This is a genomic window from Nonomuraea sp. NPDC052265, assembly GCF_044547985.1.
Taxonomy (GTDB): domain Bacteria; phylum Actinomycetota; class Actinomycetes; order Streptosporangiales; family Streptosporangiaceae; genus Nonomuraea.
The window spans coordinates 655,814-681,206 of the sequence record NZ_JBIUBJ010000001.1; the positions used below are offsets into that span (position 1 = coordinate 655,814).

25 protein-coding genes are annotated in these 25,393 nt (G+C 69.9%); 13 read left to right on the plus strand and 12 right to left on the minus strand.

Annotated elements, in window-relative coordinates:
- The first annotated feature begins 81 nt into the window (after positions 1-81).
- From ACIHAD_RS03065 to ACIHAD_RS03080, 4 genes are all read left to right on the plus strand, one after another.
- Complete coding sequence (locus ACIHAD_RS03065) at positions 82-1,677, plus strand: LCP family protein (RefSeq protein WP_397352650.1); 1,596 nt, start codon at positions 82-84, stop codon at positions 1,675-1,677.
- Positions 1,678-1,849: 172 nt separating this feature from the next.
- Positions 1,850-3,049: an acyltransferase family protein gene (locus ACIHAD_RS03070; protein ID WP_397352651.1), complete on the plus strand. Its 1,200-nt coding sequence runs from the start codon at positions 1,850-1,852 to the stop codon at positions 3,047-3,049.
- A gap of 56 nt (positions 3,050-3,105) precedes the next feature.
- A complete protein-coding gene (locus tag ACIHAD_RS03075; protein ID WP_397352652.1) occupies positions 3,106-4,068 on the plus strand; it encodes a glycosyltransferase in 963 nt (320 codons plus the stop codon).
- Between the two features lie 38 nt (positions 4,069-4,106).
- Entirely contained in the window at positions 4,107-4,814 is a 708-nt protein-coding gene (locus tag ACIHAD_RS03080) for an acetoacetate decarboxylase family protein (RefSeq protein WP_397352653.1), read from the plus strand.
- Here ACIHAD_RS03080 and ACIHAD_RS03085 read toward each other — a convergent pair.
- The 6 genes from ACIHAD_RS03085 to ACIHAD_RS03110 all read right to left on the minus strand — a co-directional run bounded on the left by ACIHAD_RS03085 (position 4,811) and on the right by ACIHAD_RS03110 (position 10,606).
- Positions 4,811-5,695, minus strand: coding sequence for a glycosyltransferase family 2 protein (locus ACIHAD_RS03085; protein WP_397352654.1), 885 nt, complete (start codon positions 5,693-5,695; stop codon positions 4,811-4,813). The genes ACIHAD_RS03080 and ACIHAD_RS03085 overlap by 4 nt on opposite strands.
- A 186-nt stretch (positions 5,696-5,881) precedes the next feature.
- A complete protein-coding gene (locus ACIHAD_RS03090; protein ID WP_397352655.1) occupies positions 5,882-6,649 on the minus strand; it encodes a CDP-alcohol phosphatidyltransferase family protein in 768 nt (255 codons plus the stop codon).
- Complete coding sequence (locus ACIHAD_RS03095) at positions 6,627-7,667, minus strand: iron-containing alcohol dehydrogenase family protein (RefSeq protein ID WP_397353031.1); 1,041 nt, start codon at positions 7,665-7,667, stop codon at positions 6,627-6,629. Before ACIHAD_RS03095 ends, ACIHAD_RS03090 begins: the two co-directional genes overlap by 23 nt.
- A 29-nt stretch (positions 7,668-7,696) precedes the next feature.
- Positions 7,697-8,431, minus strand: coding sequence for a sugar phosphate nucleotidyltransferase (locus tag ACIHAD_RS03100; protein WP_397352656.1), 735 nt, complete (start codon positions 8,429-8,431; stop codon positions 7,697-7,699).
- 77 nt (positions 8,432-8,508) lie between these two features.
- Positions 8,509-9,132, minus strand: coding sequence for a DUF5941 domain-containing protein (locus tag ACIHAD_RS03105; RefSeq protein ID WP_397352657.1), 624 nt, complete (start codon positions 9,130-9,132; stop codon positions 8,509-8,511).
- 58 nt (positions 9,133-9,190) lie between these two features.
- Complete coding sequence (locus tag ACIHAD_RS03110; RefSeq protein ID WP_397352659.1) at positions 9,191-10,606, minus strand: CDP-alcohol phosphatidyltransferase family protein; 1,416 nt, start codon at positions 10,604-10,606, stop codon at positions 9,191-9,193.
- Between the two features lie 91 nt (positions 10,607-10,697).
- On the opposite strand from ACIHAD_RS03110, the gene ACIHAD_RS03115 reads away from it, so the two are divergent.
- Positions 10,698-11,432 carry a 2-C-methyl-D-erythritol 4-phosphate cytidylyltransferase gene (locus tag ACIHAD_RS03115; protein ID WP_397352661.1) on the plus strand — a complete coding sequence of 245 codons (735 nt, stop codon included), beginning with the start codon at positions 10,698-10,700 and terminating at the stop codon, positions 11,430-11,432.
- 69 nt (positions 11,433-11,501) lie between these two features.
- A complete protein-coding gene (locus ACIHAD_RS03120; protein ID WP_397352663.1) occupies positions 11,502-13,235 on the plus strand; it encodes a CDP-glycerol glycerophosphotransferase family protein in 1,734 nt (577 codons plus the stop codon).
- On the opposite strand, the gene ACIHAD_RS03125 is transcribed toward ACIHAD_RS03120, so the two are convergent.
- Positions 13,236-14,252: a glycosyltransferase family 2 protein gene (locus ACIHAD_RS03125; RefSeq protein ID WP_397352664.1), complete on the minus strand. Its 1,017-nt coding sequence runs from the start codon at positions 14,250-14,252 to the stop codon at positions 13,236-13,238. It lies immediately after the preceding gene.
- An 82-nt stretch (positions 14,253-14,334) separates the two neighbouring features.
- On the opposite strand from ACIHAD_RS03125, the gene ACIHAD_RS03130 reads away from it, so the two are divergent.
- The 5 genes from ACIHAD_RS03130 (at position 14,335) to ACIHAD_RS03150 (ending at position 18,728) form a co-directional block, all read left to right on the plus strand.
- Positions 14,335-15,777 (plus strand): LCP family protein, encoded by a 1,443-nt coding sequence (locus ACIHAD_RS03130; RefSeq protein WP_397352665.1) that lies wholly within the window; start codon positions 14,335-14,337, stop codon positions 15,775-15,777.
- Between the two features lie 34 nt (positions 15,778-15,811).
- Complete coding sequence (locus tag ACIHAD_RS03135; RefSeq protein WP_397353032.1) at positions 15,812-16,159, plus strand: STAS domain-containing protein; 348 nt, start codon at positions 15,812-15,814, stop codon at positions 16,157-16,159.
- Positions 16,160-16,269: 110 nt separating this feature from the next.
- The gene (locus ACIHAD_RS03140; RefSeq protein ID WP_397352666.1) at positions 16,270-17,100 is read left to right on the plus strand and encodes a GNAT family N-acetyltransferase; all 831 of its coding nucleotides are present in this window, start codon (positions 16,270-16,272) and stop codon (positions 17,098-17,100) included.
- Entirely contained in the window at positions 17,097-17,936 is an 840-nt protein-coding gene (locus ACIHAD_RS03145) for an LLM class flavin-dependent oxidoreductase (RefSeq protein WP_397352667.1), read from the plus strand. Before ACIHAD_RS03140 ends, ACIHAD_RS03145 begins: the two co-directional genes overlap by 4 nt.
- A 99-nt stretch (positions 17,937-18,035) precedes the next feature.
- Entirely contained in the window at positions 18,036-18,728 is a 693-nt protein-coding gene (locus ACIHAD_RS03150; RefSeq protein WP_397352668.1) for a DUF4097 family beta strand repeat-containing protein, read from the plus strand.
- A gap of 11 nt (positions 18,729-18,739) precedes the next feature.
- Here ACIHAD_RS03150 and ACIHAD_RS03155 read toward each other — a convergent pair whose 3' ends face one another.
- Complete coding sequence (locus tag ACIHAD_RS03155; RefSeq protein WP_397352669.1) at positions 18,740-19,870, minus strand: hypothetical protein; 1,131 nt, start codon at positions 19,868-19,870, stop codon at positions 18,740-18,742.
- A gap of 177 nt (positions 19,871-20,047) precedes the next feature.
- Positions 20,048-20,737 (minus strand): hypothetical protein, encoded by a 690-nt coding sequence (locus tag ACIHAD_RS03160; RefSeq protein WP_397352670.1) that lies wholly within the window; start codon positions 20,735-20,737, stop codon positions 20,048-20,050.
- A 471-nt stretch (positions 20,738-21,208) separates the two neighbouring features.
- Between ACIHAD_RS03160 and ACIHAD_RS03165 the strand changes: the two genes are divergently transcribed.
- Positions 21,209-21,445 (plus strand): hypothetical protein, encoded by a 237-nt coding sequence (locus ACIHAD_RS03165; protein ID WP_397352671.1) that lies wholly within the window; start codon positions 21,209-21,211, stop codon positions 21,443-21,445.
- 300 nt (positions 21,446-21,745) lie between these two features.
- Here ACIHAD_RS03165 and ACIHAD_RS03170 read toward each other — a convergent pair whose 3' ends face one another.
- Both ACIHAD_RS03170 and ACIHAD_RS03175 read right to left on the minus strand, forming a co-directional pair.
- Positions 21,746-22,564 (minus strand): DUF4240 domain-containing protein, encoded by an 819-nt coding sequence (locus ACIHAD_RS03170; RefSeq protein WP_397352672.1) that lies wholly within the window; start codon positions 22,562-22,564, stop codon positions 21,746-21,748.
- A 385-nt stretch (positions 22,565-22,949) separates the two neighbouring features.
- Entirely contained in the window at positions 22,950-23,618 is a 669-nt protein-coding gene (locus tag ACIHAD_RS03175) for a DNA alkylation repair protein (RefSeq protein ID WP_397353033.1), read from the minus strand.
- Positions 23,619-23,723: 105 nt separating this feature from the next.
- Here ACIHAD_RS03175 and ACIHAD_RS03180 point away from each other — a divergent pair, with 105 nt between their 5' ends.
- Positions 23,724-24,383 carry a hypothetical protein gene (locus ACIHAD_RS03180; protein WP_397352673.1) on the plus strand — a complete coding sequence of 220 codons (660 nt, stop codon included), beginning with the start codon at positions 23,724-23,726 and terminating at the stop codon, positions 24,381-24,383.
- Between the two features lie 172 nt (positions 24,384-24,555).
- Here the strand turns inward: ACIHAD_RS03180 and ACIHAD_RS03185 are convergent, their stop codons facing one another.
- Positions 24,556-25,290 (minus strand): hypothetical protein, encoded by a 735-nt coding sequence (locus tag ACIHAD_RS03185; RefSeq protein WP_397352674.1) that lies wholly within the window; start codon positions 25,288-25,290, stop codon positions 24,556-24,558.
- Between the last annotated feature and the right edge of the window lie 103 nt (positions 25,291-25,393).

The following is a 25,393-nucleotide window of genomic DNA, read 5'->3' on the forward strand; positions in this document are numbered from 1 at the left end:
CGTGGCGCGGAGCGACCAAGCCGGCGCGTTGGCGCAGGGAACGAGGCTGGGGGGCGTATGAGTGACTACAGGAGCGCGTCCATGCAGGACGCCAGAGTCGCCCCCAGCGCTCCGGGCAGCCGGATGGCGCGACGGGCGGCGGGCTCCCCGCCTCCTCCGCCCGACGACCGGCCCTCGCGCGGCCACCGGGGCGACGGCGGCGGCGGGCAGGGCAAGATGCGGGTGCTGGCCTGGGTCAGCATCGCCGCCACCACGGTCATGGTCGCGGGCGCGCTGACCGGTTACACCGTCTACCGCGACGCCTTCGGCAACATCACCCAGAAGAGCGTCAAAGAGGACATCATCAACCCGCGTCCACGTGACACGGGCGCGCTCAACGTGCTGCTCGTCGGTTCCGACACCCGCGCGGGCAAGGGCAACGCCAAGTACGGCCAGCAGATCGCCAGGACGGCCGACGCCGGCGGCAAGCGCACCGACACCATCATCGTCATGCACATCTCCCCCAACCGGGACAAGGCGCGCCTGATCAGCTTCCCGCGCGACTCGATGGTGCAGATCCCGAAGTGCAAGAACGAGACCACCAAGGCCGAGATGCCGCCCCGCCGGGACATGATCAACTCGGCGTACAACTCCGGCGGCATCGCGTGCACGATCTCCACGATCGAGACGCTCACCCAGATCCGCATCAACCACTTCGTCGAGGTCGACTTCAGCGGCTTCAAGAACATCGTCGACGCCCTCGGCGGCATCGAGATCTGCCTCAAGTCCGGCGTCAACGACAAGGCATCCCATCTCGTCCTGCCTCCGGGCAAGAGCCTGCTCAACGGCGAGAAGGCGCTCGGTTACGTACGTCTGCGCCACTACGGCGACGGCAGCGACATCCAGCGCATCAAGCGCCAGCAGATCTTCCTCAGCAAGGTCATCGCCAAGGCCACGAGCAGTGAGCTGCTCACCGACATCGGCAAGCTGACCGGCTTCATCAAGGCGGCGGCGGGCTCGGTCACCATGGACCCCGAGCTGGCCAACGACACCCAGCAGCTCATCGACATCGCCACCAGCGCCAAGGAGCTGACCGCGGGCGGCGTGCAGCTCACCACGATCCCGTGGCTGCCCGACCCCCAGGACCCCAACCGGGTGGTCTGGAAGGAGCCCGACGCCTCCGCGCTGTGGGCCTCGATCATCAGCGACACCGAGCTCCCCGCCCCGTCCCCGAGCGCCAGCGCGAGCACCAAGCCCAAGGTCACGCCGAAGCCCGAGCAGGTGAAGGTCCAGGTGCTCAACGGCACCACCACGCCGGGCAAGGCCCGCCTGGTGGCCGACGAGCTGGCCAAGCAGGGCTTCAACGTGGTCGGCGTGGGCAACTACCAGGCCGCCGACGGCGCGAGCCTGCCGGCCAGCGAGATCCACTACGCCAAGGGCGCCGCCACCGGCGCCGACTACGCGGCCGTGCTGTCCGGCGCGGTGCTGCCCAAGCCGGCTCCCTCGGCGGGCAAGGTCACCGCGACCAACCCGCAGCCCTACACCTCCGGCGTGGCGGCCGGGACCGGCGGGAAGGGCGCTCCGGTGCTCCAGCTCGTCGTGGGCTCGGACTTCAAGTCGGTCAAGGTGACCAAGCTTCCTGACAGCGTGACCAACAGCACGATCACCGCCTCCGACCAGAAGAACGTGTGCACCTGAGGCTCCAAGTTCCCTGTGGAACCGGGCGTCCCGTGAGACAGGGACCACTAGATCGAGATAATGTTTGCGGGTCGGCGACGCAGCGCGACACGGCCGCTGTTAAGGCGGTTGTAAGTATGAAATGTCAGAGTTGCGTCGTGCACCCCGGCCCCTAGCGAAGCTGAGCTCCCCTGTGTCTGACACAAAGTTCTCCCCACCGGTCACGACCCCGCGGAGCCCTGACGGCCCCGTCGAGGAAGGCGGGCCGGCGAACACTGGAGCTCGCTGGCCCCTGCCCCAGGAGTCCGCCTGGGGCAACCAGACCGACCCCCACGGCATCGCGACGGCCGAGCGCCCCGAGGAGCGGCAGGAGCCCGCCGAGGAGCCCGAGCCGCCCAAGCGCAGGCGCGATCCCTACCTCGACAACGTCAAGTTCATCCTGATCGCGCTCGTGCCGCTGGGTCACTCGCTGGTGCCCACGCTCTCGGCCCATTCCTCCAGAGCGCTCTACATCTACATCTACATGTTCCACATGCCGCTGTTCGTGCTGATCAGTGGCTACCTGTCGAGGAACTTCTGGAACTCCAACGCGAAGACGAACAAGCTCGTCGACACGTTCGTCGTGCCGTACGTGATCGTGGAGATCGGCTACGCCGCCGTCCGCTACGGGCTCGGCCAGAAGTGGAGCCTCACGATCATCGATCCGGCGTGGCTCAACTGGTACCTGCTGGCCCTGCTGTTCTGGCGGTTGTCCACACCGGTGTGGAAGCGGATGAAACACCCGGTCCCGGTCGCCATCGTGATCTACATGTTCGCCGGGTTCTCGCAGATCACGGGCGACTTCAGCATGGACCGCTTCTTCGGCCTGCTGCCGTTCTTCGTGCTCGGCCTGGTGATGCAGCCCGAGCACTTCGAGATGCTCAACAAGCTGTGGATCAAGATCGTCTCGGGGGTCACGCTGCTGTGCGCGGCGGCCGTGGCCATCGTCATCGCGCCCAAGGCGCCGCTCGACCCGTTCTACTTCAAGCACAGCTTCCAGGACATGGACCTGTCCTGGTGGATGGGCCTGCTACTCAAGGCCGGGCTGCTGGTCTGCGCCCTGGCGATGTGCTTCGCCGTGCTGGCGCTGGTGCCGCGCGGCGAGACCTGGTACTCCGACCTCGGCACCCGCACGCTCTACTGCTACCTGCTCCACGGCATCCCCGTGCTGATCGCCAAGGACCAGGGCTGGCTGGCCCTGCCGTGGCTGCACGGGCCGCTCGGCGTGCTCGCCATCGCGTCCAGTTCGTTCGCGCTGGCGATCGTGTTGTGCCTGCCAGAGACGCGTACGGTCTTCAAGTGGGTGCTCGAACCTCGCCTGACCTGGCTCTATCGCCGCCCCTCTGGAAGTTAAGCGGCACTTCTACCTGAGTTAACGCCTTTGACCTGGTAGGCGCGGAGCATCGACACATGCGCGCATGTGTCGCCACCACCGTCCACCATCCCGAGGACGCCCGGATCATGCACCGGCAGATCAGGGCGCTGCTCGACGCGGGCCACGAGGTGACCTACGTCGCGCCGTTCACCTATTACAACGTGACCCCGGCCGTCGGGCTCACCGCCGTCGACGTCGCCCGGCAGGCGCCGTACGGGAAGGCCCGCGCGGCGCTGAGGCGCGGCGTACGGGACGCCGACCTGCTGATCGTGCACGACCACCGGCTGCTGCGCGCGCTGCCCCACCGGCGTCCTCCGGTCGTCTGGGACGTCCGCGAGGACGTCTCCCCCAGACGGCGGGCACGCGCGGAGAGACGGCACCACGTGATCACCTCCGCGGTGGTGCCGGAAGCGACCCTGGTGTCACCCAGCCCGCCCCCTCCCGGCGACACCAGGGTCGTGCACATCGGCCGCCTGTCGGCCGACCGCGGCGTGGCCGAGCTGATCGCCCTGGCCGAGCGCCTGGCGCCGCACGGCATCCGGATGGACCTCATCGGCGCCGCCGACCGCGACGTGCGCCCGCTGCTGCGCGACGCCCAGCGCGTCGGCCTGCTCGACTGGTTCGGGTACGTGCCCAACCGGCACGCCCTGCGCATGTCCGAGGGCGCGCTGGCCGGGCTGTCGCTGGCCGGCGACGCCGTGACCGGGCCGCCGACGAAGATCCTCGACTACATGGGCCGCGGCCTGCCGGTGATCGCCACCCCGCAGGCCGCCCCGCTGGTCAAGGGCATCGGCTGCGGCCTGGTCGTGCCCCTGGACGTGAACGCACTGCTGGACGCCGTACTGGACCTCAAGGAGGACCCCGTGCGGCGGGCCGATCTGGGGGCGCTCGGGCACGTCGAGGCCCGGCTGCGCCACCACTGGCCCGACCGGGCCGCGGACTTCGTCGAGCTGGCCGAGTCGTGGGCGGGACTGCCCGAACACGCGCTGGCGGTGTAGGAATGGCCAGCGGGCGCCGGGGTTGATGTACTGGATCCATGGCATCGCATCTGATCCAGGGCCGGACGGTGGGCATGCCTGTGCGGGTGGAGGACGCGGAGGTGTGCAGCGCCTTCTACGCGGTGCGGGCCGACGCGGCGCGGGCGGTGATCGCCTATTCCGGCCTCGACGTGGCCGAGGTGTTCCCCGGCAAGGCCGTGTGCGTGCTGCTGTTCGTCGACTACCGCAGCGGCGACCTCGACACCTACCACGAGTTCGGGATGGCCTTCCTGATCAGGCGGCCGGGGGCGGCGGGCTCGGTCGGGCTCGGCGACCTGCGCGGCGCGGGCGTCTTCGTCCACTGGCTGCCCGTCGACCAGCGGTTCACCCTGGAGGCGGGGCGGACGATCTGGGGCTTTCCCAAGGAGCTGGCCGACATCGAGCTGCGGCTCGGGTCGCCGTACAAACGGTGTGTGCTGCGCAAGGACGGCAGGCTCGTGCTCGACATGCTGATCAGGCCCGGGGTGCCGGCGCCGGCCGCCATGACGCCGCTCGACGCCTTCACCCATCTGGAGGGCGTCACCCGGCGCATCCCGTGGTCCGTACGCGCCGGGGGCGCCCGTGTGCGGCCGGGCGGCGCGCTGATCCGCCTGGGCAACCACCCCATCGCCAAGGAGCTCAGCGAGCTGGGGCTGCCCAGGCGGGCGCTGTTCGCCTCGACCGTCTCCCGCGCCTCGATGACCTTCGGCGAGGCGGAGGTGGTCTAGACGATCGGCGGGCGGCCGAGCTTGACCATGCGCCAGGCGGTGCGCCAGGCCATGGGACGGCGCTCGCCGGCGGGCGTGCGCAGCCCCTCGAAGAAGCCGGAGAACCACGCCTTGATCGCGACCCCCGAACGGCGCTCGCGGATCAGGGTGAGCACCACCCAGTTGGTCAGGTAGAGGAACGCCAGCGGCCACGGCAGGTTACGACGGGCCAGCCAGACGCGGTTACGGGCGTTGAGCCGGTAGAACTGCGCGTGGCGGGTCGGCGGGACCTGCGGGTGGTACATGACGGTCTCGGCGTCGTACTCGATCCGGTAGCCCTCGCCCAGCAGGCGCCAGGCCAGGTCGGTCTCCTCGTGCGCGTAGAAGAACCGCTCCGGCAGGCCGCCGACCTGGAGGAAGGCCGAACGCCGCACGGCCGAGGCGCCGCCCAGGAACGTGGTGACCGGCGAGGAGCGCTGCGGGTCGCCCGCGCGCAGCCGGGGCACGTGCCGCCGCTGGCCGACGCCGCCCTCGGGGTCCATCACCCGGAAGGAGATCACCGCGAGGTCGGGCTCGGTGGCGAACCGGTCGCGCACGTGGGCGACGACCTTCTGGTTGGCGTACCAGCCGTCGTCGTCGAGGAACAGCACGACGTCGCCGGAGCACTCCTCGACGCCGCGGTTACGGCCGGCGGGAATGCCGGTGTTGTGGTCGAGCCGGATCGTCTTCACGACCGCGGCCGAGCCCTCGGGTGGCGTGGCCGACACCTGGGGTACGTCGGCGCCGTTGCCCACGATCACGACTTCGACGTCGCCGTCGATCTGGTTGAGCGCGGACTCGACGGCCCGGTTCAGCTCCGCGACCCGGTTGCCCATGGTGAGGATGACGCACGAAATCTTCAACGGGTCATCGTCCTGACGCGTTGAGGACACGAGCGGAACATTCTTTCATGATCACCGAGTCTGCTGGTCTGCATCTTGTTGACAATGGTGGAGCTAAGCGTATCGGAACCGATGGTGAACCCCCACCGAACGGCGGACGTCCGATCAATACGACGGACGGGAAGCTCCTCCGGTTCCGACATGAGATCACCCAAGCCGCCTCGACGCCATAATGCTGATCAGATGGAGCACGGTCTGCAGCGCGGCGGCGATCACGCAGGCCACGATGAGCACCCGGGAGGCCCCGAGAGCTCCGGTCGCCAGGTCGATCACCGCGGCCGCCACCGCGAGCAGGGACAGCTCGATCGGCTGCATGATCCGATGGAACTTCGTCGCCGCCAGGATCCTCCTGCCCAGACCGAGCAGCCCCGAACGGAACTGCACCGCCGACGCCTCGGAGGAGGCGCCCAGCCCGCCCTTGGCCCGCGCGACCTCCACCAGGTCGGTCTCGGCCTTGATGAGGATCGCGCCGAGCGCGGCGGCGAAGCCGAGCACGGTGTACCAGTCGGGCAGGACGGCCGAGGCCCGCCAGCCGAGCCCGGCCAGCACGGCGGCCTCGGTGAAGTAGGCCCCGACGCGGTCGAGGTAGACCCCGGCCAGCGACGTCTTGCCCGTCCAGCGGGCCAGCTCGCCGTCGGAGCAGTCGAGCAGCAGGTAGACCTGGACGAGCAGGGCGGCCAGCACGGCCGCCCACAGCCCCGGCAGGGCCAGCACGAAGCCCGCCGCGACCCCGGCGATCGTCATCACCCAGGTGAGCTGGTTGGGCGTGATCGACGTCTTGCTCGTCAGCCACGTGACGTAGATGGACAGCCGGCGCATGTAGAGCACGCCTGCCCAGTGTTCGCCGTTCCTGCGGTCGAGATGGCCCTCGGGCTGGGCTACCCGCCGCAGCTCAGCTACCGAAGGCCCGGACATAGTCCCCCACCCGATCGCGGATCTCGGAGTCCTGCATGCGCAGGTGCTCCAGGATCGTGTACCGGCCGGGACGGGTCGACGGCGCCAGCGCGACGACGTCGGCGAACTGCTCGCCGGTGAGCCCGATGTCGGCGGGCACGACCGGGAGCTCGTGCCGGCGCAGGCAGTCGACCACCTGGGTCACCCTGGCGGTGTCCTCCCGCAGGAAGAAGCAGAAGGCGGCACCGATGCCGGCGAGCTCGCCGTGGTTGGAGGTGCCGGGGAAGAGCTGATCCACGGCATGAAGGATCTCATGATCTCCACCGCTCGCGGGCCGTGACGACCCCGCGACGACCATCGACATGCCGGAAAGGATGAGCGACTCGGCCAGGACGGTCAGGAACGCGTCGGACTCGATGCCGTCGCTCCGGCCGACCAGCGCCTCGGCGGCGGTGCGGGACATCGAGCAGGCCAGGCCGTCGATGGGCTCGCCGCGCTCGACGCTGCCGAGCTGCCAGTCCTCGATCGCCGACAGGTTGCTGACGACGTCGCCGATCCCGGCCCTGACCAGCGACTTGGGCGCGTTGTGCACGAAGTCGAGGTCGACCAGGATCGCCAGCGGCATCGGCACGCCGAACGTGCCCTTGCCCCCCTCGTACGTGAGGGAGGCGGTGGGCGAGCAGATGCCGTCGTGGGAGAGGTTGGTGGCCACGGCCACCATCGGGATGCCCGCGAGCGAGGCGGCGTACTTCGTCGCGTCGATCGTCTTGCCGCCGCCGACCCCGACGACGACCTCGTAGGCGCCCTTGCGCAGGTCGGCGCCGAGCGAGACGGCCGCCTCGACCGACCCGTCGCTCACCCTGAACACCTCGGCCTGGTCGAGCGTGGGCGCGATCAGGCGCTCGATGTGGTCGCCCTGGCCGGGCCCGACCGCCACGGCCACGCGGCCGGAGGTCGCCACGCGGCTGTCGGCCAGCAGGGCGCCGAGCTCTGCGACGGCGCCGCGCCTGACCTCCATGGTCAGGGGCGCCGGCAGCATCCTCGCTAGAAGCGGCATTCGCGCTCCTTCTAGTAGCGAACGGCTATGGTGCGAGCCTTGGCCAGGTCGTCGTGATTGTCCACCTCGACCCAGTCGACCTCGCCGATGGGCGCGACGTGGACGGCCTCGCCGCGCTCGACCATCTCCTGGTAACCGTCCTCGTAGTAGAGCTGGGGGTCGCGCTCGAACGTCGCCTTGAGCGCGTCGGTCAGCCGCTCGGCCGCGCCGGGCCTGATGAGCGTGGCGCCGATGTACTCGCCGTACGCCTCGGCCGGGTCCATCAGCTTGGTGATGCGGCGCAGCGAGCCCTCCGGGGAGAGGGTCACCTTCATCTCTTCGTCGGCCAGCTTCTTGACGTTGTCGACCGCGAGCAGGAGGTCGCTGCTCTCGGGGGCGGCCAGCAGCGTCTTCTCCACCGAGACGGGGTGGACGGTGTCGCCGTTGACCAGCAGCACGCCCTGGGCGAAGTAGTCGCGGGCGCACCACAGCGAGTAGGCGTTGTTCCACTCCTCGGCCTTGTCGTTGTGCACGAGGGTGAGCTTGACGCCGTGGCGCCTCTCCAGCTCCTCCTTGCGCTCGTGGACGGCCTGCGCCGCGTAACCGACGACGACCACGACCTCCCGCAGGTCCACCTCGGCGAGGTTGCGCAGCGAGATGTCCATGATCGTGGTTTCGCCGTCAACCGGCACGAGCGCCTTGGGCAGCGTGTCGGTGTACGGCCGCAGGCGTCGTCCGGCCCCGGCGGCCAGAACCATTCCCAGCAACGTGCACTCCTCGGTCGAGCATGACTACGTGTGCCCAAAGGTTAGTTGCCTTTGGCCCCTTCGCGGGTAATCCGGCGTTAGTCTTGCGTTCCCATCTCGCTCGCCTCGACGCCCGAGCGGGGCGCGGCCAGCCAGCACGTGATGCTCTCCCAGCCGAACAGCGCCCACAGGTAGAGCGTCAGCAGCACGTACCCGGCGGTCATCCAGCCGGCGAGGGCGGCCAGCGAGACCGCCATCATCCGGCCGTCCCAGCCGAGGCCGAGCGTCGAGAGCCAGGGCGGCGGGTAGACGCGCTGGCGCAGCCGGTAGACCAGGTCGTAGTGGTGGAAGGCGAGCGCGCCGAGCAGCAGGAAGGTCAGCACGGGCGGCAGCCCGTGGGCGAAGCCGCAGGCGGCGATGAAGCTGTACTCGATGAGCCGCAGGATCGGCGGCACGAGCCAGTCGAAGCGGCCGTCGTGCGGGTGGGTGCTGCCCGGCCCGGCCAGCAGCAGCGTCACGGCGGGCGCGAACACCGCGAGCCCGTCGGAGCCGGCCACGCCGATCAGCAGCAGCACGCCGGTGACGAACGTGCCGGCGATCACCGGCGGCAGCGGCGGGAGCTGCCCGGCGACGAGCAGGCCCATCGCGCGTGAGAGCGGCCCGTCGTCGCGGTAGGCGACGACCTTGCTCTCAGGCACGGGGGTCATGTGCACGGAGATCACGCTGCCCACCTCCCGATCCGGCGAACCGCCGCCTTCTGCGCACCGGCCCAGGCTCCCCTCACCGCGCCGACCTCGCGACGCGCCCGGCGAGCTGGTAGAGGGCGGCGACCCCGCCCCAGCACAGCAGGGACACGAACGTCACCCTGGCGTTCCACACGGCGGCGGTGACGGCGATCAGCGCGGTCCGCTCGCCGATGGGCAGCACGACGATCTTCCTGACCCAGCGGGCGAGCGCGTCGCCCTCCATCCGCTGGGCGAGCCCGAGCACCCCGTGGGCCTGCCGCGCGTCGGCCGGCTCCAGCAGCGACCGGGCGGGCCTGGCCCACAGCGCGCCGACGCGGCCCGCGTCGGCGACCGCCCCCGCGTAGGAGTAGTCGATGGAGTGCCGGACGACCTGCGTGATCATCGCGGCGGCGGCCAGGTACCAGATCGCGGTCCCGCCGTAGCCGAAGGCGAGCCCGACGTAGACCAGGTACTCCTTCAGCCGGTCGGCCATGCCGTCGGCCCAGGCGCCGAGCGGGGAGAACGCGCGGGTGTAGCGGGCGAGCTGCCCGTCGAGGCAGTCGAGCGCGAACGACATCAGGAACAGCAGGCCCCCGGCCACCCGGCCCGGCTGGGTGCCGGCCGAGAACCAGACGGCGGCCAGCGCGGCCAGGCCGATCGAGACGCCGGTGACGGCGTTGGGGGTGAGCTTGAGCCGTACGGCCGGTTTGATCAGGTGGCGCGACCAGGTCGAGACGAAGAACGTGGCGAAGAAGCCGTCGTCCTCCTTGACCGAGGTGTCGAGCCTGACCCTGGCCTCGTCGACCTCGGCGAGCCTGGTCAGAGCGCTGTCGGCGGCGTTCTGGCCGGTCACGCGGTCGGCGTGCAGCGGGCCGATCGAGGCGGCGCGCACCCGGACGCCCGCTCTGACCAGGCCCACCAGCAGCAGGTCGACCGCCTCGACGGGGGTGACCGGGCCGAGCCTGCCCAGGTCGGCCAGCTCGGCCAGCTCCTCGGCGATGTCGGCCAGGGACGCCAGGTCGGCCTCGCCGGTCTGGAGCACGCCCCTGAAGGTGGCGTTGGCCTCGGGGACGGTGTGGAACGAGCTGCCCGCCGCGACGACCCTGCCGGACTCGACGCGTACGGGCGGACGCATCGGCGCGGCGGCGTCGTCGTGGGAGACGAGCGCGCCGGTGTCGCGCGCGGGATGTTCGAGCAGGAGCGCGAGCGCCTCGGTGTGGGCGACGAGGTCGGCGGGGAGCACCACGACCGTGCCCGAGCAGACCCGGGCGATCTTGGCCACGCCCCGCAGGTCGGCGCCGAGCCCGCCACCGGGGGTCACCACCTGGACGTCACGGACGGGAAGCCCGGCGAACTGGTCGCTCAGCCGGTCGAGCAACGTGCCGTCGGCGCAGGAGAGCCGGCAGGCCGGGGTCGTGGCGAGCAGCACCACCGAGGTGGTCGTGCCCTCGCGGGTGAGTGAGTCGGGCAAAGCGCAGGTCTCCTCCCGGTAGGGAGTGCGTGGACTCAGCGTAGCGACAGGGGGACGCGATATCACGGAAGCGGACCGTTACGCTGCCGACATGGATGCAGCGCTGCGGTCGGTCGGAGTGCTCCTCGCGGGAGGCGTGGGGCAGCGGGTCGGACATGAGATACCCAAACAACTCATCGAAGTAGCCGGGCGGACGATTCTGGAGCACTCGATCGCGGTTTTCGAGCAGGCCCCGGAGATCGACGAGATCGTGGTGCTGATGACGCCGGGCTTCACCGACCGGGTGAAGGACATCGTGGCGAACGGCGGCCATCGCAAGGTCACCCGGATCGTGGAGGGCGGCCGGAGCCGTACGGAGAGCACGTGGCGGGCGTTGCGCGCGCTGGGCACGCAGGAGTGCGACGTGCTGCTGCACGACGCCGTACGGCCCCTTCTGGAGCCGCGGATCATCACCGAGTGCGTGGCGGCGCTGCGTACCCACCGGGCCGTCAACGTGGCGATCCCGAGCTCCGACACGGTCCTGGTGGCCGTGCCCGGCCCGGACGGCGAGGTCATCGGCGAGGTGCTCGACCGGTCGCGGCTGCGCCGCAGCCAGACGCCTCAGTGCTTCAGGCTCTCGGTGATCCGCGAGGCGTACGAGCGGGCCCTGGCCGACCCGGGCTTCGCCGAGCGCCCGGCCACCGACGACTGCGGGGTGGTGCTGCGCTACCTGCCCGAGGTGCCGATCCACCTGGTCCCGGGCAGCGAGCGCAACATCAAGGTCACCCATCCGGACGACCTGCGGATCGCCGAGCAGCTCTTCGCGATCAAGGGGTCCATCTCCTGACGTGTCCGGGCATGTCGTAGACGTTCGCGTGGAAGGCCCTTGACCTGCGGGTTGTTACCGTGCGGTCGCATGAGAAGACTGCTGGCGATCGGCGCGCTGCTCGGCTGCTACCCCGTCCTGCTGGCGTCGGCGCTGTGGCCGGCGCCGCTGCTGTTCGGGCTGGTCGCCGTGGTCTCCTACGCCATGGAGTTCGCCGCCGGACGCCTGGCCGACGGGCTGACCGACCTGCTCGGCCGGATGCACCTGGGGACCACGCTGCGTTTCGCGGCCAGGGAGACGGCCGCGCTGCTGCTGGTGGCGCGGGTGTCGGGGGCCGACTCGCCGTGGTTCGTGGCGCTGGCCGCCGGGCTGTTCGCGCTGCACGGCGCGCGTGCCGCGCACTCGGGCCTGGCCATCCGGCTGCGGCAGACGCTGAGCAGCATGCCGGTGACCACCCGCAACATCGACGTCTCCGCGCTGCGCATCCCCAAGATGCCGCCCCCGTTCCTGGGCGCCCACCGCGGCCTGCGCTTCCTCGGCCTGGACGTCCTGCCGGTGCTGGGCGCGACGTTCGGCGCGGCGGCCGGGGCGGCCGGCGCGGGCGTGGCGCTGCTGCTCGGCGCGGCGGGCGTGCTGGCGCTGCTCCCGTACGTGCGCCGCGCCCGGCCGCTCGGCGACCGGGCGAGGGTGCTGGAGGTCGTGGGCGAGCAGGTCAGGGCCTACGACCCCCAGGTCATCCTGTACTTCTCCGGCGCGACGGCCGCCGCCTACCAGGCCAGGATGTGGCTGCCCACGCTGGAACGCCTCGGCAGGCGCGCCATCGTCGTGCTGCGCGAGCGCGGCATGGCCAGGCACCTGGAGTCGACCACGCTGCCGATGGTGTGCATCCCGTCCTCGGCCGACCTGATGAGCTTTCGCGCCCTGTTCAGCGCCAAGCTCTGCCTGTACGTCTCCAACGTCGGCCGCAACGTCCACATGCTGCGCATCCCGACCCTGCGCAGCGTGTTCCTCAACCACGGCGACAGCGACAAGGAGGCGTCGTTCAACCCGTTCTCGCGGGTCTACGACGAGGTGTGGGTGGCCGGTCCGGCCGGTCGCGACCGGTACCGCCGGGCCCGGGTGGGCGTCCGGGACGAGAACATCCACGAGGTCGGCCGTCCGCAGCTCGAAGGCATCTCGACCGAGGGCCCGGAGCTGCCGTACCGGACGGTCCTGTACGCCCCCACCTGGGAGGGCTGGAACGACGACCTGTTCCACACGTCGCTGATCACCATGGGCCCGCGCATCGTGCGCGCCCTGCTGGACCACGACCCGCCGCTGCGGATCATCTACAAGCCGCACCCGCTGACCGGCCACCGCGACAAGAGCGCCGCGCGGGCGCACCGCAGGATCGTGTCCATGATCGAGGCGGCCGAGCTGGCGAAGTCGAAGGCCAGGCATCCGTCGAGCCCCGGCGGGGCGCCGGAGATCAGGCACCTGATCGTCACCGGCGAACGCCCGCACCTGTACGAGTGCTTCAACGACTGCGACCTGCTGATCAGCGACATCTCCAGCGTCGTGGCCGACTTCCTGGCCAGCGAGAAGCCGTACGCGGTGACGAACGTCGCGGGGCTGCCCGAGCGCGCCTTCCACGAGCGCTACCCGAGCACCGAGGCGGGGGTGCTCCTCGGCGAGGACCTCGCGGCCCTCGCCGACTTCCTGGACGGTGAGGACACCCTGGCCCGAGCCAGGATCAAGCTCAGGAGCTACCTGCTCGGGCCGGAGTACCCGGACGCGCTGACCCGCTTCGACGCGGCCGTCGAGCGGGTCTTCGCGGGCTCGTGATCAGTGTGGCGGCCTGGCCAGTCTCCGCGGGCTGGTGAGGAAGCCCCAGCCCCACGAGACGTGCATGGCCGCGTAGACGAGGGGCAGCCGCAGCTTGGCCGCGCCCGGGAGCCCGCTGCCGGTGACCGCCGAGCCGGCCACGAGGGCCAGCGCGTAGCCCCCGGGGACGACGAGCGTGAGCGGGAAGAACGGCGACAGGACCAGCCCCAGCGCCATGGCCAGCACCGCGGCGGGCGGCGCCAGGTAACGCAGGTTGATCGTGCCCTCGTGGGTGCGCGCGACCACGCGCCGCCAGCGGCCGTAGTGGAAGTACTGCTTGGCCAGGGCCTTCGCGTTGGGCCGCGGACGGTAGGAGACCCGCATGCGCGGCTGGAACCACACCAGCCCGCCGGTCTGGCGGATGCGGTGGTTCATCTCCCAGTCTTGGGCCCGCTGGAAGTGCTCGTCGTAGCCGCCGACCCGGTCGAGCGCCGAGCGGCGGAAGACGCCGAGGTAGACGGTGTCGGCCGGGCCCGCGGTGCCGCCCACGTGGAAGGCCGCGGCGCCGACGCCGATCTTGGAGGTCATGGCGCAGGCCACGGCCTGCTCGAACGGTGTGACGCCTTCGGCCGCCATGACGCCGCCCACGTTGTCGGCGCCGGTCTCGGCCAGCGTCTCGACGGCGACGCGCAGGTAGTCGGAGGGCAGCATGGCGTGCCCGTCGACCCTGGCGATGATGCCGTTGCGTGAGGCGGCGATGGCGGCGTTGAGCGCGTTGGGCGTGCGACCGGTCGGGTTGGGCACCACGGTCACCCGGCGGTCGGCCGCCGCGATGGCGTCGGCGACCTCCTGGGTGCGGTCTTGGGACGGACCCACGGCGAGGACGACCTCGATCTCACCGGGGTAGCTCTGGGCGAGGACCTGGTCGACGGCCTCGCGAAGGTGCCGCTCCTCGTTGAGGACCGGCATGACGACGGAGATGGGGGGCCAGCCGCGCGTCTCCGCGGGCGCGTGCGGCGAGTCGGGGAACTGCTTCATGGCGGGGCTCACGCTACTGTACGACCAGGGGAGAAGGGCAATCGAAAGCCCCGGTGTCCCCGGCGGACACGAGGAGGAGGGCATGCGCGAACCGGGCGAGGAGGACGGCGGCGTGCTGGTGGGCGGCGACGCCTACGGCGGCGTCAGGCTGACCCCTGCCACCCGTCCCCGCAGGCCCGTCAGGAGTGCCAAGGCCCGCCGCCGCAACGTGATCGTCGCGGGCGTGCTGTCCACGGGCATCCTGGTCACCACCGGCGTGGTGTGGGCGACCCCGCGCCAGATCGGCACGGTCGACGCGGGCGTGACCGCCCCCAAGTCCCAGGGGGCCGAGAACATCCTGCTGGTCGGCATCGACAAGCGCGACGACCTGACCCGGCAGCAGCAGAACCAGCTCAAGCTGGGCCGCGAGTCCGGCCAGCGCACCGACACGATGATGGTCATCCACCTGTCGGAGGACCACCAGCGCGTCACCGTGGTGAGCCTGCCGCGCGACACCTGGACGACGATCCCCGGCAAGGGCGATCACAAGATCAATTCGGCTTACCAGTTCGGCGGGCCGAAGCTCACCATGCAGACCGTCAAGGCCGCGACCGGGCTGGAGATCAACCGCTACATCGAGGTGAACATCCTCGGGTTCATCGACGTGGTCGACTCGCTCGGCGGGGTCACCGTCTGCACGCCCATCCCGATCACCGACCCCAAGACGGGCCTCAACCTGCCCGCCGGCACCCACCAGCTCCAGGGCGCCCAGGCGCTCGGCTACGCCCGCACCCGCGCCACCGCCCGTTCCGACCTCGACCGCATCGACCGGCAGCAGCAGGTCATCTCCGCGCTGCTCAACCGCGCGCTCAGCGCCGACACGCTGGCCAACCCGGCCAAGCTCGCCGCGTTCGTCAACTCCACGCTGAGCACGGTCAAGGTCGATCCCGACGACGGGCTGATCGGGCTGGCCTCCCAGCTCCGCGACGTCTCGCTGGAGGACGTCCGGTTCGCCGACGTGCCGCTCGCGAACGTCGACTTCAAGGCCCCGACCGGCGAGTCCGCGGTGTTGTGGGACCGTCCGGCGGCCCGCGACATGTTCCGCCGCATCGACGCCGACCAGGACCTCGCCAAGCCCCTGCCGACCAAGTCGGCCACGCCGGCGCCGGTCAAGACGGTGGTGCCGCCGGAGAGCGTCACGGTCAAGGTCATGAACGGCACGCTCATCACGGGGCTCGGGGCGCGTACCAAGTCGGCGCTGGTGGCCTCCGGGTTCAAGGTGCCCGGCGTGCCCGGCAACACGGACAAGAAGGACCACAAGCAGACCCTCGTGCGTTACGCCGCCGGCCAGGAGGCGGCCGCCCGCCTGGTGGCGTCCGTCATCCCGGGCGCGGAGCTGCGGCAGGCCGACGTCGAGGGCGTCGAGGTGATCGCCGGCAGCGACCAGCCGAAGATCAAGAAGCTCAAGCAGCCGGACGCTCCGACGAGCAAGCCGAGCGCCACCCCGACGACCAAGACCGCCATGGAGAACATCTGCAAGAAATAGGCATAACTAGGTAAAGCGCGGGCACGTGACTGCCATGGTGGTCAAGTCATGGCGGGAGGACCCCTGTACCGTCCTGCACGTCGTCGGCGATCTCGACGTGGCGGGCGCTCCTCGGCTTCGCGCCGAGCTCGATCAGGCGCTGGCGGCGGCCGATCCGCTCAATCTGGTGATGGATCTGACCGAGGTGCCCTTCTGCGACTCGGTGGGGCTCGGCGTCCTGGTGGCGACGCTCAGCCACATCCAGGACCTGCGCGGACGGATGATCCTCGTCCTCGGGCCCGGCATGATCCGTCACCTCCTGACGATCACCAATCTCGACCGGCACTTCGAGACCAGCGCCTCGCTCGGCGAGGCCCGTGCCGCCCTCGACCCGGCCGCCTGACCCGCTCGCCGCAGGGATCATGGACGTGATGTCATCCAGGGCACACCTTCCCGGAGCCGCCGATTCGTAGGCTCACGGGGAGAGCCCCCTCACGTCCGGAGGCTTCCACGTTGTTCGATGAGTTCCCCGAGCCTGCCCGCTCCCAGCTCGCCGCGGCCTTCGACGAGGGCAGGACCCGGCCGGAGTGGTCTTTCGCGGAAGGGCGGGCGCGCCTGGCGTTCTGGGCCCCCTTCGCGGGCGCGGACCCGGTGATCGTCTGGCAGTTCGAGCCCGGCCCCGACCCCGCGGCGGCCGCCGCGCTGCTGCGCCACGGCCTGCGCGCGGCCGGGCTGGACAAGATCATGTACGACATCTCGCTCGCGCCCGGCCTGACCCCCGTCGTGGACCGGGCGGTGGAGCACGAGGCGCTGACCGCGGCCGGGTTCGTCATGGAGGTCGAGCGGCTGACGCTCGAATGGGCGGCCGGCACCGACCTGCCGGAGGAGCCGGGCAGGCTGACGTACCGGCCGGCCTGCGAGATGCGCCCCGACGAGGTGCTCGCCCTGCTCATGCGCATCTCCGAGGGCTCGCTCGACCACGACACGCAGATCGAGCTGGCCACCGTGGGCGCCGCGCAGGAGGCCCGCTGGATGTACGAAGACCTGGTCAACCGCAAGGCCAAGCCCGACTGGTTCGTCGTCGGCCACCTCGGCGACTCCCCCGTCGGCCTGGTCGCGCCCGACGACCGCTCCATCGCCTACATCGGCGTGGTGCCCGAGCACCGCGGCCACGGCTACGTCCACGACCTGCTCGCCCACGGCACGCGCACGCTGGCCGAGGCCGGGCTCCAGCGGATCACCGCCGGGACCGACGTGGGCAACACGCCTACCGCGAACGCCTTCCTGCGTGCCGGATACTCGGAGGTCGGCCGGTTGTTCCGCTATTACTGGAGGGCTTCGTGAGACTTGGCGTGATGTTCGACCGGGACCTGCCGCCCGAGGAACTGATCCCGTTCGCCAGGGCGCTCGACGAGACCGCCGTCGACGACCTGTGGGTGGTGGAGGACCTGGGCTGGACCGGCGGCGTCTCCGCGGCGGCCACCGCGCTGGCCGTCACGTCCCGGCTCCGGGTCGGCATCGGCATCACCCCCGCGCCCCTGCGCAACCCGATGCTGCTGGCGATGGAGATCGGCAACCTGGCCCGGATGCATCCGGGCCGGCTGGCCGCGGGCATCGGGCACGGCGTGCAGGAGTGGATGCGCCAGGCGGGCGCCGCCGTGCCGTCGCCGCTCGCCCTGCTGGAGGAGACGATCACGGCCGTACGCGCCCTGCTGCGCGGCGAGACGGTCACCCTGCACGGCAGGGCGGTGCACCTCGACGGCGTGTCGCTGGTGCACCCGCCGGCGGTGCCGCCGCCCGTCCTGGCGGGTGTGAAGGGTCCACGGTCGCTGGCGCTGTCGGGCCGCGTCGCGCAGGGCACGATCGTGCCGGAGGGCGTCGGCCCCGAGCAGCTTCCCGGCATCGCCGCGCGGATCGCCGGCGGCGACGACCACGAGCTGGGCGTCTTCACCTTCCTGCACACCGGCGTCGAGGCGGACCGGCTCACCCATCCGGTCGTCCGGGACCAGGCGGCCTACCTGGGCGTGCCGCCGCAGGACGTCGTCATGGCGGCCGGGACCCCCGAGCAGGCGGCGGAGCAGGTCAGGAGCATGTGGGCGGCGGGGGCGCACACGGTGGTCGTCCGCCCGCTGGGCCGCGACCCCCTGCCGCACGTGAGCGCCCTGCTGTCGGCGCTGTAGTCCCAATGGCCGAATGGCGGAGGCCCATCGGTCGAACGGCCGATGGGCCTCCGCCGCCGCTTCGCCACGATCGGTTCCATGAGGCTTTTGGTGGTAATCGTGGCAATCCTGGCGGTCACCGGCTGTGGCGTGCGCTTCGACAGCGAAGAGGTGCCGGCCGTCCAGACGTTCCCGTTCACGGGGGCCGAACTGAAGATCGCGTCCTCGCTGGGCGGGCTGCGGGTGCTGCCCGGCACCAGCCCGGCCGTCGAGGTACAGCGCTGGGCGCGCGGCAAGGCCGCCACCAGCTCCTCCTGGTCGCTGCGGGACGGCGTGCTGCGCCTCAGCGCCGACTGCACGCTCATCGTCGGCGACTGCGGCGCCCGCTACCACGTGAAGGTCCCGGCCGGGGTGCGGCTGACGATCGACTCCTCCGACGGCGTCATCCTGAACGGCCTCACCCAGGACGTCGACGTCTCCAGCGGAGACCGCATCGAGGTCAAGGACACCTCGGGCAAGCTGCGCCTGCTGAGCGACTCCGGCATGATCGAGGGCGAGGGCCTGCGGTCGCCCAGCGTGCGCGGGCGCACCCTGGACGGCTCGATCTCCCTCGCCTTCGCCACGCCGCCCGCGAACCTGGACCTGAAGTCCCGCGAGGGCGGCGTGACCGTCCGCGTGCCGAAGGACTCCTACCAGGTCACGGTCAAGAGCGAGGACGGCTCCGAGCACTCCGACATCAAGAGCACGAAGTCCAGCCCGAGGACCATCCTCGCCCGCAGCACGTACGGGAACGTACGCGTCCTGGCCCAGTAGGCGCCTCCGGTCTAGCTCACCGGCTCGAAGGGGGTCGGGGTGCTGCCGGTCCAGCGGTGGAGCTGGGCGTGGCCGGTGTTCTTGGTGACGCCGCCCTCGGTGACCTTGCCCGCCTTCGCGACGTAGTAGCGGCCGTCGTCCAGGGAGGCCAGGCCGTACTCGCCGTTGAACTGCCAGCCGCGCACGCCGGTGGCCTGGTCCTGGAGGCCGCCGGGGGCGAGGGGCAGGATCCTGCCCTGCTCGGGGGCGGGCTGCCCGGCGAGCTCGCCGGTCACCGGGCGGTCGGCGGCGCGCACCATGAAGAAGGAGTAGTTGGGGAACTGCGGCTTGACGCCCTTGTAGACGGCCAGCATCCAGTTGCGGGTGTGCTCGTCGTACTCCAGGTTCTGCACGCCGTAAGTGGTGTTGCCGGTGTAGGCGAAGAACTTGCCGTCCACCCGCTCGGGGCCGCTCTTGTGCGGGGCGGTCTCGGTGAGCGGGCGCTCGTACTTGCGCCACTGCTGGACGTCGTACTGCAGGAGGACCTGGTGGTCGTTGTCCTGGCGGGTGGTGTTGGAGTAGATGCCGTACGCGACGGTGAGCTTCTGCTTGCCGTGCTCCTTGCCGAACTCGGGGCCGAACGCCACGCCGTCGATGCCGCTGCAGCCGTAGCGGTGGTCGGGGGTGTTGCCCACGTTGCCGTCGAACCTGCCGTCGCCGTTCATGTCGGCGGTGTAGTCGGCGACGACCTCCTTGAGGTAGACCGTGCTCACGATGTCGCTGGTCTGGGCGTCCATGCCCATGCTGGTGATGCGGTCGACGTCGAAGATGGCGATGTAGAACGACTCCTGCTCCTTGTACTCCAGGGAGCCGTACACGCGGCCGTCCTTGGCGTTGAGGTCGAGGTCGCCGAGGTGGCCCGTGAAGCCGGTCACCGAGCCGACCGGGTTGCCCTTGAGGTCGGTCTTGACCAGGACGTTGGTGAAGGAGAAGTACATGTACCCCTTGCGCTGGTCGATGGCGATGCCCTGGACGTGACCCTCGGTCCAGGCGCCGCCGTCGATGTCGGCCGGGAGATCCGCGGGTCTGGTGGCGGCGGCGGGGGCGGCGAGGAGGGTGAGGGTGGCGGTGGCGGCCACTGCGAGGGCCAGCGTCTTACGCATGGTGCACTACCTGTCTTCGGTTAGCGATCAACTCGAAACTGACGTTATCGGGACGAATCGCCGCTGTCTGACAAACACGTGAACTGCCAGTGAAGGTCATCCGAACTGGACGCGGAGCACGGCACGCCACGGCGCGCGGCCCGTATCCGCGAACCGCGACAGACCGTCACACCACGGTCAGCCGACCTCCGCCTCCTGCCGCTCCCCCGCCGTCCGCACGGACGCCTCCGCCTCCACGGGCCGCACGGACGTCTCCGCCTGCCGGACGGCCTTCCAGAAGTACGTCGAGCTGGGCTTGCCCGCCTCGGCGTACTTCTCGGCCAGAGCCCTGGCCATCACCACCAGCCGACGCCCGCGCAGCTGGAAGCCCGCCGCCTCCGGCACCGCGCCGAGCGCCCGATGGTTCCAGTACGTGGCGAGCCGCCGCCAGTGCTCGGCCTCCTTCCCACCCGCACCGCAAGCCTCACAGGCCAGGAGGACGGCCAGCTCGTGCGCGGCCCTGGCGTCACCCCTCTCCGCCGACCGCAACCGGAACATCCCCAGACGCCCCCAATGCAGGGGAACCCGCAGATCCGTGGGCGACGGCCGCCAGGACGACTGCTCACCGGGTACAGGCTCCAGGACGTCCCCGCCGGTCCGATCGGCGGCCGGCGACCTGTCCCCGCGCCGTACCGCCTGCCCCTCCCCCTCCTTGGCCGCCTGCCACAGGGCGCTGAACTCTCTGGTCAGCTCCTCCAGGGACTCGACGGGCATGCCGGACTTCACCGCGATCACCTGGCACACCTCGACGATGGTCCGCGTGAGCATGAAGTCCGGCACTTTCTGGGACCTGCCGTTCAGCAGGTCGGACACGGTGGACGTGGGCAACGGCCGGCGCCATCTGTTTCGTTCGGGGTCTTCTGCCAAAAGGGCGAGTGCGACTTTTTCAATCCGTTTCAGCGAGGGATTTCCGCATTCAATTTTACGCAACCTGTTCAGACGCGTCACAAGCACAGCAAGGTGATCTTCGCCTCGATCGACATCCTTCATGAGCCGCCCCGGTTCGGACACCATTGTCCGGTTTAAGAGTGGAAGTGGCGTACGAGAAGACAGACGGTCGCCACATCTCATCGCGCTGAGATAAGTAGCCATAGTGCCATAAGTCGGTCTTGTCGGGGTGCCAGGCGCAACACACACATCCGCCCCTTCAACCCCTCTCGGCCGAATCCATCCGAGGCCGTCCGAATACGTCCGAGGCAAGCGCGATCACGGCCGGAATGATCAATTGCCCGGACGCGCCCCCGAGCCCCGCTGGTACTCCTTCGTCATGAATCAAGCCCGTACGGCAAGGGGACACGAATGAGCAAGGCAACCCTCATCTGGTCGGCGGTCAGCGGCGTCCTGCTCGCGCTGCTCGTCGGTGTCGTCGCCGGCCTGCTCGCCACCGGGAACGGCAGCACGGTCGCCGGCGCCATCATGGCGGGCGCGACGGCTTCCGGCGGCTTCGCGGCACTCTGGATCACCGGCACCTCGGCCGCCCACACCTGGCTGAACTCCCAGAAGCCCGAGACCCCCTCGGAGGACACCAGCGGCTGACCCCGCGCCCGGCCCCGCCCGCCCCCGCAACCGCACGGGACGGCGAATGCCCCAAGGACCGGTCGGAGACCCCGCGCCGGTCCACACCTGCCGACTACGCTGACGACGGTCCTACGATTGTGAAAGCGGCACCCGGAGGCGCCCATGTCGATGCCCAAGAAGGGCTCACGGCTCATCACGGTCGACGGCGCCGTTTTCCGCTGGCGCGTCAGCCACAAACCCGCCTCTCGTGGCGATTCCTTGAGCCCGCTCACCTTCGTCGTCGAACGGGACGAGAATCCCGGCCGCGTTCTCCTCGTGTCACTCCCCTGTGCCCGGCCGGACAACTGGAAGGGAGCACGGACTATCGCGATCCGTCCGCCGCTCGTCGCCGGATGCGTCCGTCGCGCCCTCGAACAGGGCTGGGCCCCCTCGCGTCCCGGCCCCGCATTCACCCTCCCCATCACCGAGGACGAACTGACCGAACTCCTGGACGGTCCGCCCGCCTATCTGATCCCTTTCCTGTGGGGCATGATCCCGGAAGGCGGCACGATCAGGGATCTCCCCCGGGCCAGGCAGATCTGGAGCCGTCAGAAACCCGACCCCGATCGGACTCCGTAATACGGCTTCCACCGGCGACAATTCCCCCGGTCGACGGGCAGGGTCGGAAAGGTGACCGAACTTCTCGTAGGCTTTGTGCGCGACAAAGGCGATGGATTCGAATTCCGGCCACTCCTCCTCAAGACGGCGCTGCATATCTGCCGACCAAGGCCCGACCGAGCCGTAGTAAGCCGTTCTGAGAGTCAGGAAACGTAACACCTGAGGCACGTCGATCAGCAGATCAGGACAGTCGGTGACCTTCTCGAACGTCTCCCGCCGCAGGCTGACGAGCCAGCTCACGAAATACTCGAACCCGTCCAGCGAACCACTGCCGAACACGAACCAATGGGCGGCGTACAGATCGATGGTGCAACCCCGTCCCTGAACGCCCTCCCACAAACAGCAATAGTCGACCACCTCTTCCACGGAACGCCGGGAAAGCTCCGCCACCACCCACGCGAGCCGCGCGTCCTTGGTCTCGGCCACCCGGCCGGACCGCTCGATCAGTTCCCAGAAGCCATCGAGGTCCATGGCGAGCATGCTGACAGTCCTGATGCCGCCGGCCCCCGCAGTCACGTCCCACACCGAGACGCCGCACTTCCTCCCCCAGACCGAGGACCACCCGCCTCTCACCGCCACCTTCACAGAAACGGGCCGCCCCGACTCCTCCCCTGCGCCGGCACTGCCCCCTGGCCAGATGGCGCCTCGCATGGCCCCATGACCGTCCCTCACCGGCACCCCACCCGAGTACCGGCTACGTGATCACGAGCGGCGGCCGTCGCAACCAGGAACTCCGCATCGCCCATCCTCATCCAGATCTCGCAGCCGATCACGATCGCGGCGCGCTCCGCCTGCAGGCGCTCCCGTCCGCGGCCGGTCACCAACCCCTCGGCCGTACGGTGCTCAGCCGCTCTGAACCCGAAGGTCAGCCCTTCGCCCGAGGAGCCACCGTGGTGCCCTGTTCCCGGCGCACCATCTCCGCGATCCACACCGGCGCGAACGGCGACGTGCACCCCGGGGACGTCGGATAATCCTTGAGCACCTCCAGGCGCTCCCCGATGTCGACCGCGCGGGCGCGGTGCTCGGCGTGCTCGATCCCGATGTGGGCCAGGCAGTTGTTCATCTCCCACTGCAGGCGATCGGGGGCGTCCTTCATCTCCGCCTCGATGACGTCGAGCAGCCCCACCAGGTCGAGCCCCTCGGGCTTCTTCGCCACGCGCTCGACGGTCAACGCCCACCCGGCACTCGCGACCACCGGATCCGGATCAGCCGACCAGGCCACACGCAGCTCTTCGGCGTACGGGCTCTTCTTCACCACGTAGCTCACGAGCCAGTCGTGCACCTTGGGCCTACGCGCCTGGCGCACCATCGCGTCCAGCTCGTCACGTCCGAACGCCTTCGGACGGCAGATCAACATCGCCAGCAGTCTCGCCGCGGTGTCACCCGTCTCCCAGAGCGCGCACGCGAGCTCCTGCTGCGTCTTCAACCGCTTGGCGAGCGCGCGCAGCTTGCCGAGGTTCACACCGTGATCGTCACCGTGTCTCTCGTTCACCTCACGCGCCTTGGGATCCTCCAGCGCGGCCAACTCGGCCATCACCTCGGTCAGCGTCACCCCGGCCACCTCCTCATAAGCAGCTCCAGCCTAAACGCGTCGTGACGTACCTTGGTGTGTCTCCGTGACCGAGCGGGCAGGGACTGCATGGAACAGGACAAGGCTTCGAGGTGGGACGGCGTCACTCTGCGATCGAGCTACCAGGACCATCTGATCGCGGGACGCGACGAACTGGCCGACGCCGCACGTGACGGCGCCTGGTCCACAGTCTCCGAGCTGCTCGAAGAGCATCCCGAGTGGGTCAACGGCGGCAGAGTCGGCGGCGCCAGCGGCTACGCCCCACTCCACCAGGCCGCCTGGCACGGCGCCGACGTCAGCGTCGTGCACCGGCTGATCGCCCGCGGCGCCTGGCGCACGCTCCGTACGGCTCAAGGAGAGCGGGCGATCGACATCGCCACCCGCCGGGGACACCACGCCCTCCTGGCACCACTCACCCCGGTCATCCACCACCACCTGCCGGCCGAAACCCTGAGGTCGATCCAGCGCCACTTCCACGCACTGATCCACGAACGTGCCGACGACCTGGTCACCGAGCACCAGCTACGCCTTCCCGAACTGGAGCCCCTGACCGAGCAACGGCACCCGGCCTGCTGGTTCGCCGTCCCCGGCATGTACGGCGGCTTCAGCTACCGACTGGAGCGAACCCAGCTGACCGTGGAAAGCTGGTGCCGCGTCGTCGGCGGATCGGGCCGGCGCCACATCATCGACGAACACGGCCCCCGCCTCGTCGCCGAAGGCTTCGTCTGACCACCGAAGCGGGCCATGCACATCCAGCAGCCGGAGTACCAGCCGGCCGGTTCCCTGCTTCGAGAAGCCCGAAGCAACTCCCCGACCTGACAGACCGCGGACCGAAACATCGTGCTGACATGGCCGGTCTGTCAAGACGGGAACCGCCGTTGGCGGTCGGGTGACCTGCCTGTCAGCTCCAAAGAGCGTCCATCGTTTCGTGAGTCATGACCTTGTCCAGATCGGCCTGCGAGGCGTAGCCCATGTTGATGATGGTCCGGCGACCGGAATCGATGGGATGGACGCGATGAAGGGTGGTGTCCGTCCGCATCATGTAGAGGTCACCGGGGTTCAGGCCGATCGAGTAGATCGGGTTGGCGATCAAGGTCCTGTTGATCTGCGGGTTCTCCTTGTTCCAGGACGTGCCGGGCACACACTGGACATATCCACCGGCGTCGACCGGCGGACACTCGATCACCCAGACCAGCGCGAAGGCGTAGTCGTCCCAATGCCATCCGTGGGTGTCGCCCGCCTTCTCCAGAGTCGTGATGACGTACCGCTCGGGCTCGTAAGGGCACAGCAGGACGTCCTCCCCCGCCACCTGGCTCAAGAGAGCGCGCAAGGACGTCAACTCGTAGACCTCAGGAATGACCGTGCCGTGTTCCGTGATCTCTTTGTGCCGGACGTTCCGCATGCGTCGCGGCGAGCCGTCCGTCTCCCTGAACGCGAGGTCCCTGCGCACACCCGCGCTGGAGGACAGCTCGACGACCTCTCTGCCCACTTCGACCTTGATGCTCTGCGGAACCAGAAACGACACTTTCGCGTAGCCGAACCTGGCGAGGGTCTCGCGCGCCGTCCTCAGGTCCGCTTCATCGACGTGGTGCCTTTCCTGCGCCGTCGCAAGGCTGGCAACGGATTCGTCGATCATGCTCATCTCCTTGACTCGAATGGTGTTCGGGGCCGCGTGCAAGTCGTGTCGGTGCGGGTGGGAGACCTCGCCTTCTGAGCGCGGGCGCGTCGAATGCCACAGG

Bases quoted from the DNA above. Each gene is read 5' to 3' on its own strand.
- ACIHAD_RS03065 (WP_397352650.1), top strand. From the start codon at position 82: ATGCAGGACGCCAGAGTCGCCCCCAGCGCTCCGGGCAGCCGGATGGCG.
- ACIHAD_RS03075 (WP_397352652.1), top strand. From the start codon at position 3,106: ATGCGCGCATGTGTCGCCACCACCGTCCACCATCCCGAGGACGCCCGG.
- ACIHAD_RS03080 (WP_397352653.1), top strand. From the start codon at position 4,107: ATGGCATCGCATCTGATCCAGGGCCGGACGGTGGGCATGCCTGTGCGG.
- ACIHAD_RS03090 (WP_397352655.1), bottom strand. From the start codon at position 6,649: ATGTCCGGGCCTTCGGTAGCTGAGCTGCGGCGGGTAGCCCAGCCCGAG.
- ACIHAD_RS03095 (WP_397353031.1), bottom strand. From the start codon at position 7,667: ATGCTGCCGGCGCCCCTGACCATGGAGGTCAGGCGCGGCGCCGTCGCA.
- ACIHAD_RS03115 (WP_397352661.1), top strand. From the start codon at position 10,698: ATGGATGCAGCGCTGCGGTCGGTCGGAGTGCTCCTCGCGGGAGGCGTG.
- ACIHAD_RS03120 (WP_397352663.1), top strand. From the start codon at position 11,502: ATGAGAAGACTGCTGGCGATCGGCGCGCTGCTCGGCTGCTACCCCGTC.
- ACIHAD_RS03125 (WP_397352664.1), bottom strand. From the start codon at position 14,252: ATGAAGCAGTTCCCCGACTCGCCGCACGCGCCCGCGGAGACGCGCGGC.
- ACIHAD_RS03130 (WP_397352665.1), top strand. From the start codon at position 14,335: ATGCGCGAACCGGGCGAGGAGGACGGCGGCGTGCTGGTGGGCGGCGAC.
- ACIHAD_RS03135 (WP_397353032.1), top strand. From the start codon at position 15,812: ATGGTGGTCAAGTCATGGCGGGAGGACCCCTGTACCGTCCTGCACGTC.
- ACIHAD_RS03155 (WP_397352669.1), bottom strand. From the start codon at position 19,870: ATGCGTAAGACGCTGGCCCTCGCAGTGGCCGCCACCGCCACCCTCACC.
- ACIHAD_RS03165 (WP_397352671.1), top strand. From the start codon at position 21,209: ATGAGCAAGGCAACCCTCATCTGGTCGGCGGTCAGCGGCGTCCTGCTC.
- ACIHAD_RS03170 (WP_397352672.1), bottom strand. From the start codon at position 22,564: ATGCTCGCCATGGACCTCGATGGCTTCTGGGAACTGATCGAGCGGTCC.
- ACIHAD_RS03175 (WP_397353033.1), bottom strand. From the start codon at position 23,618: ATGGCCGAGTTGGCCGCGCTGGAGGATCCCAAGGCGCGTGAGGTGAAC.
- ACIHAD_RS03180 (WP_397352673.1), top strand. From the start codon at position 23,724: ATGGAACAGGACAAGGCTTCGAGGTGGGACGGCGTCACTCTGCGATCG.
- ACIHAD_RS03185 (WP_397352674.1), bottom strand. From the start codon at position 25,290: ATGATCGACGAATCCGTTGCCAGCCTTGCGACGGCGCAGGAAAGGCAC.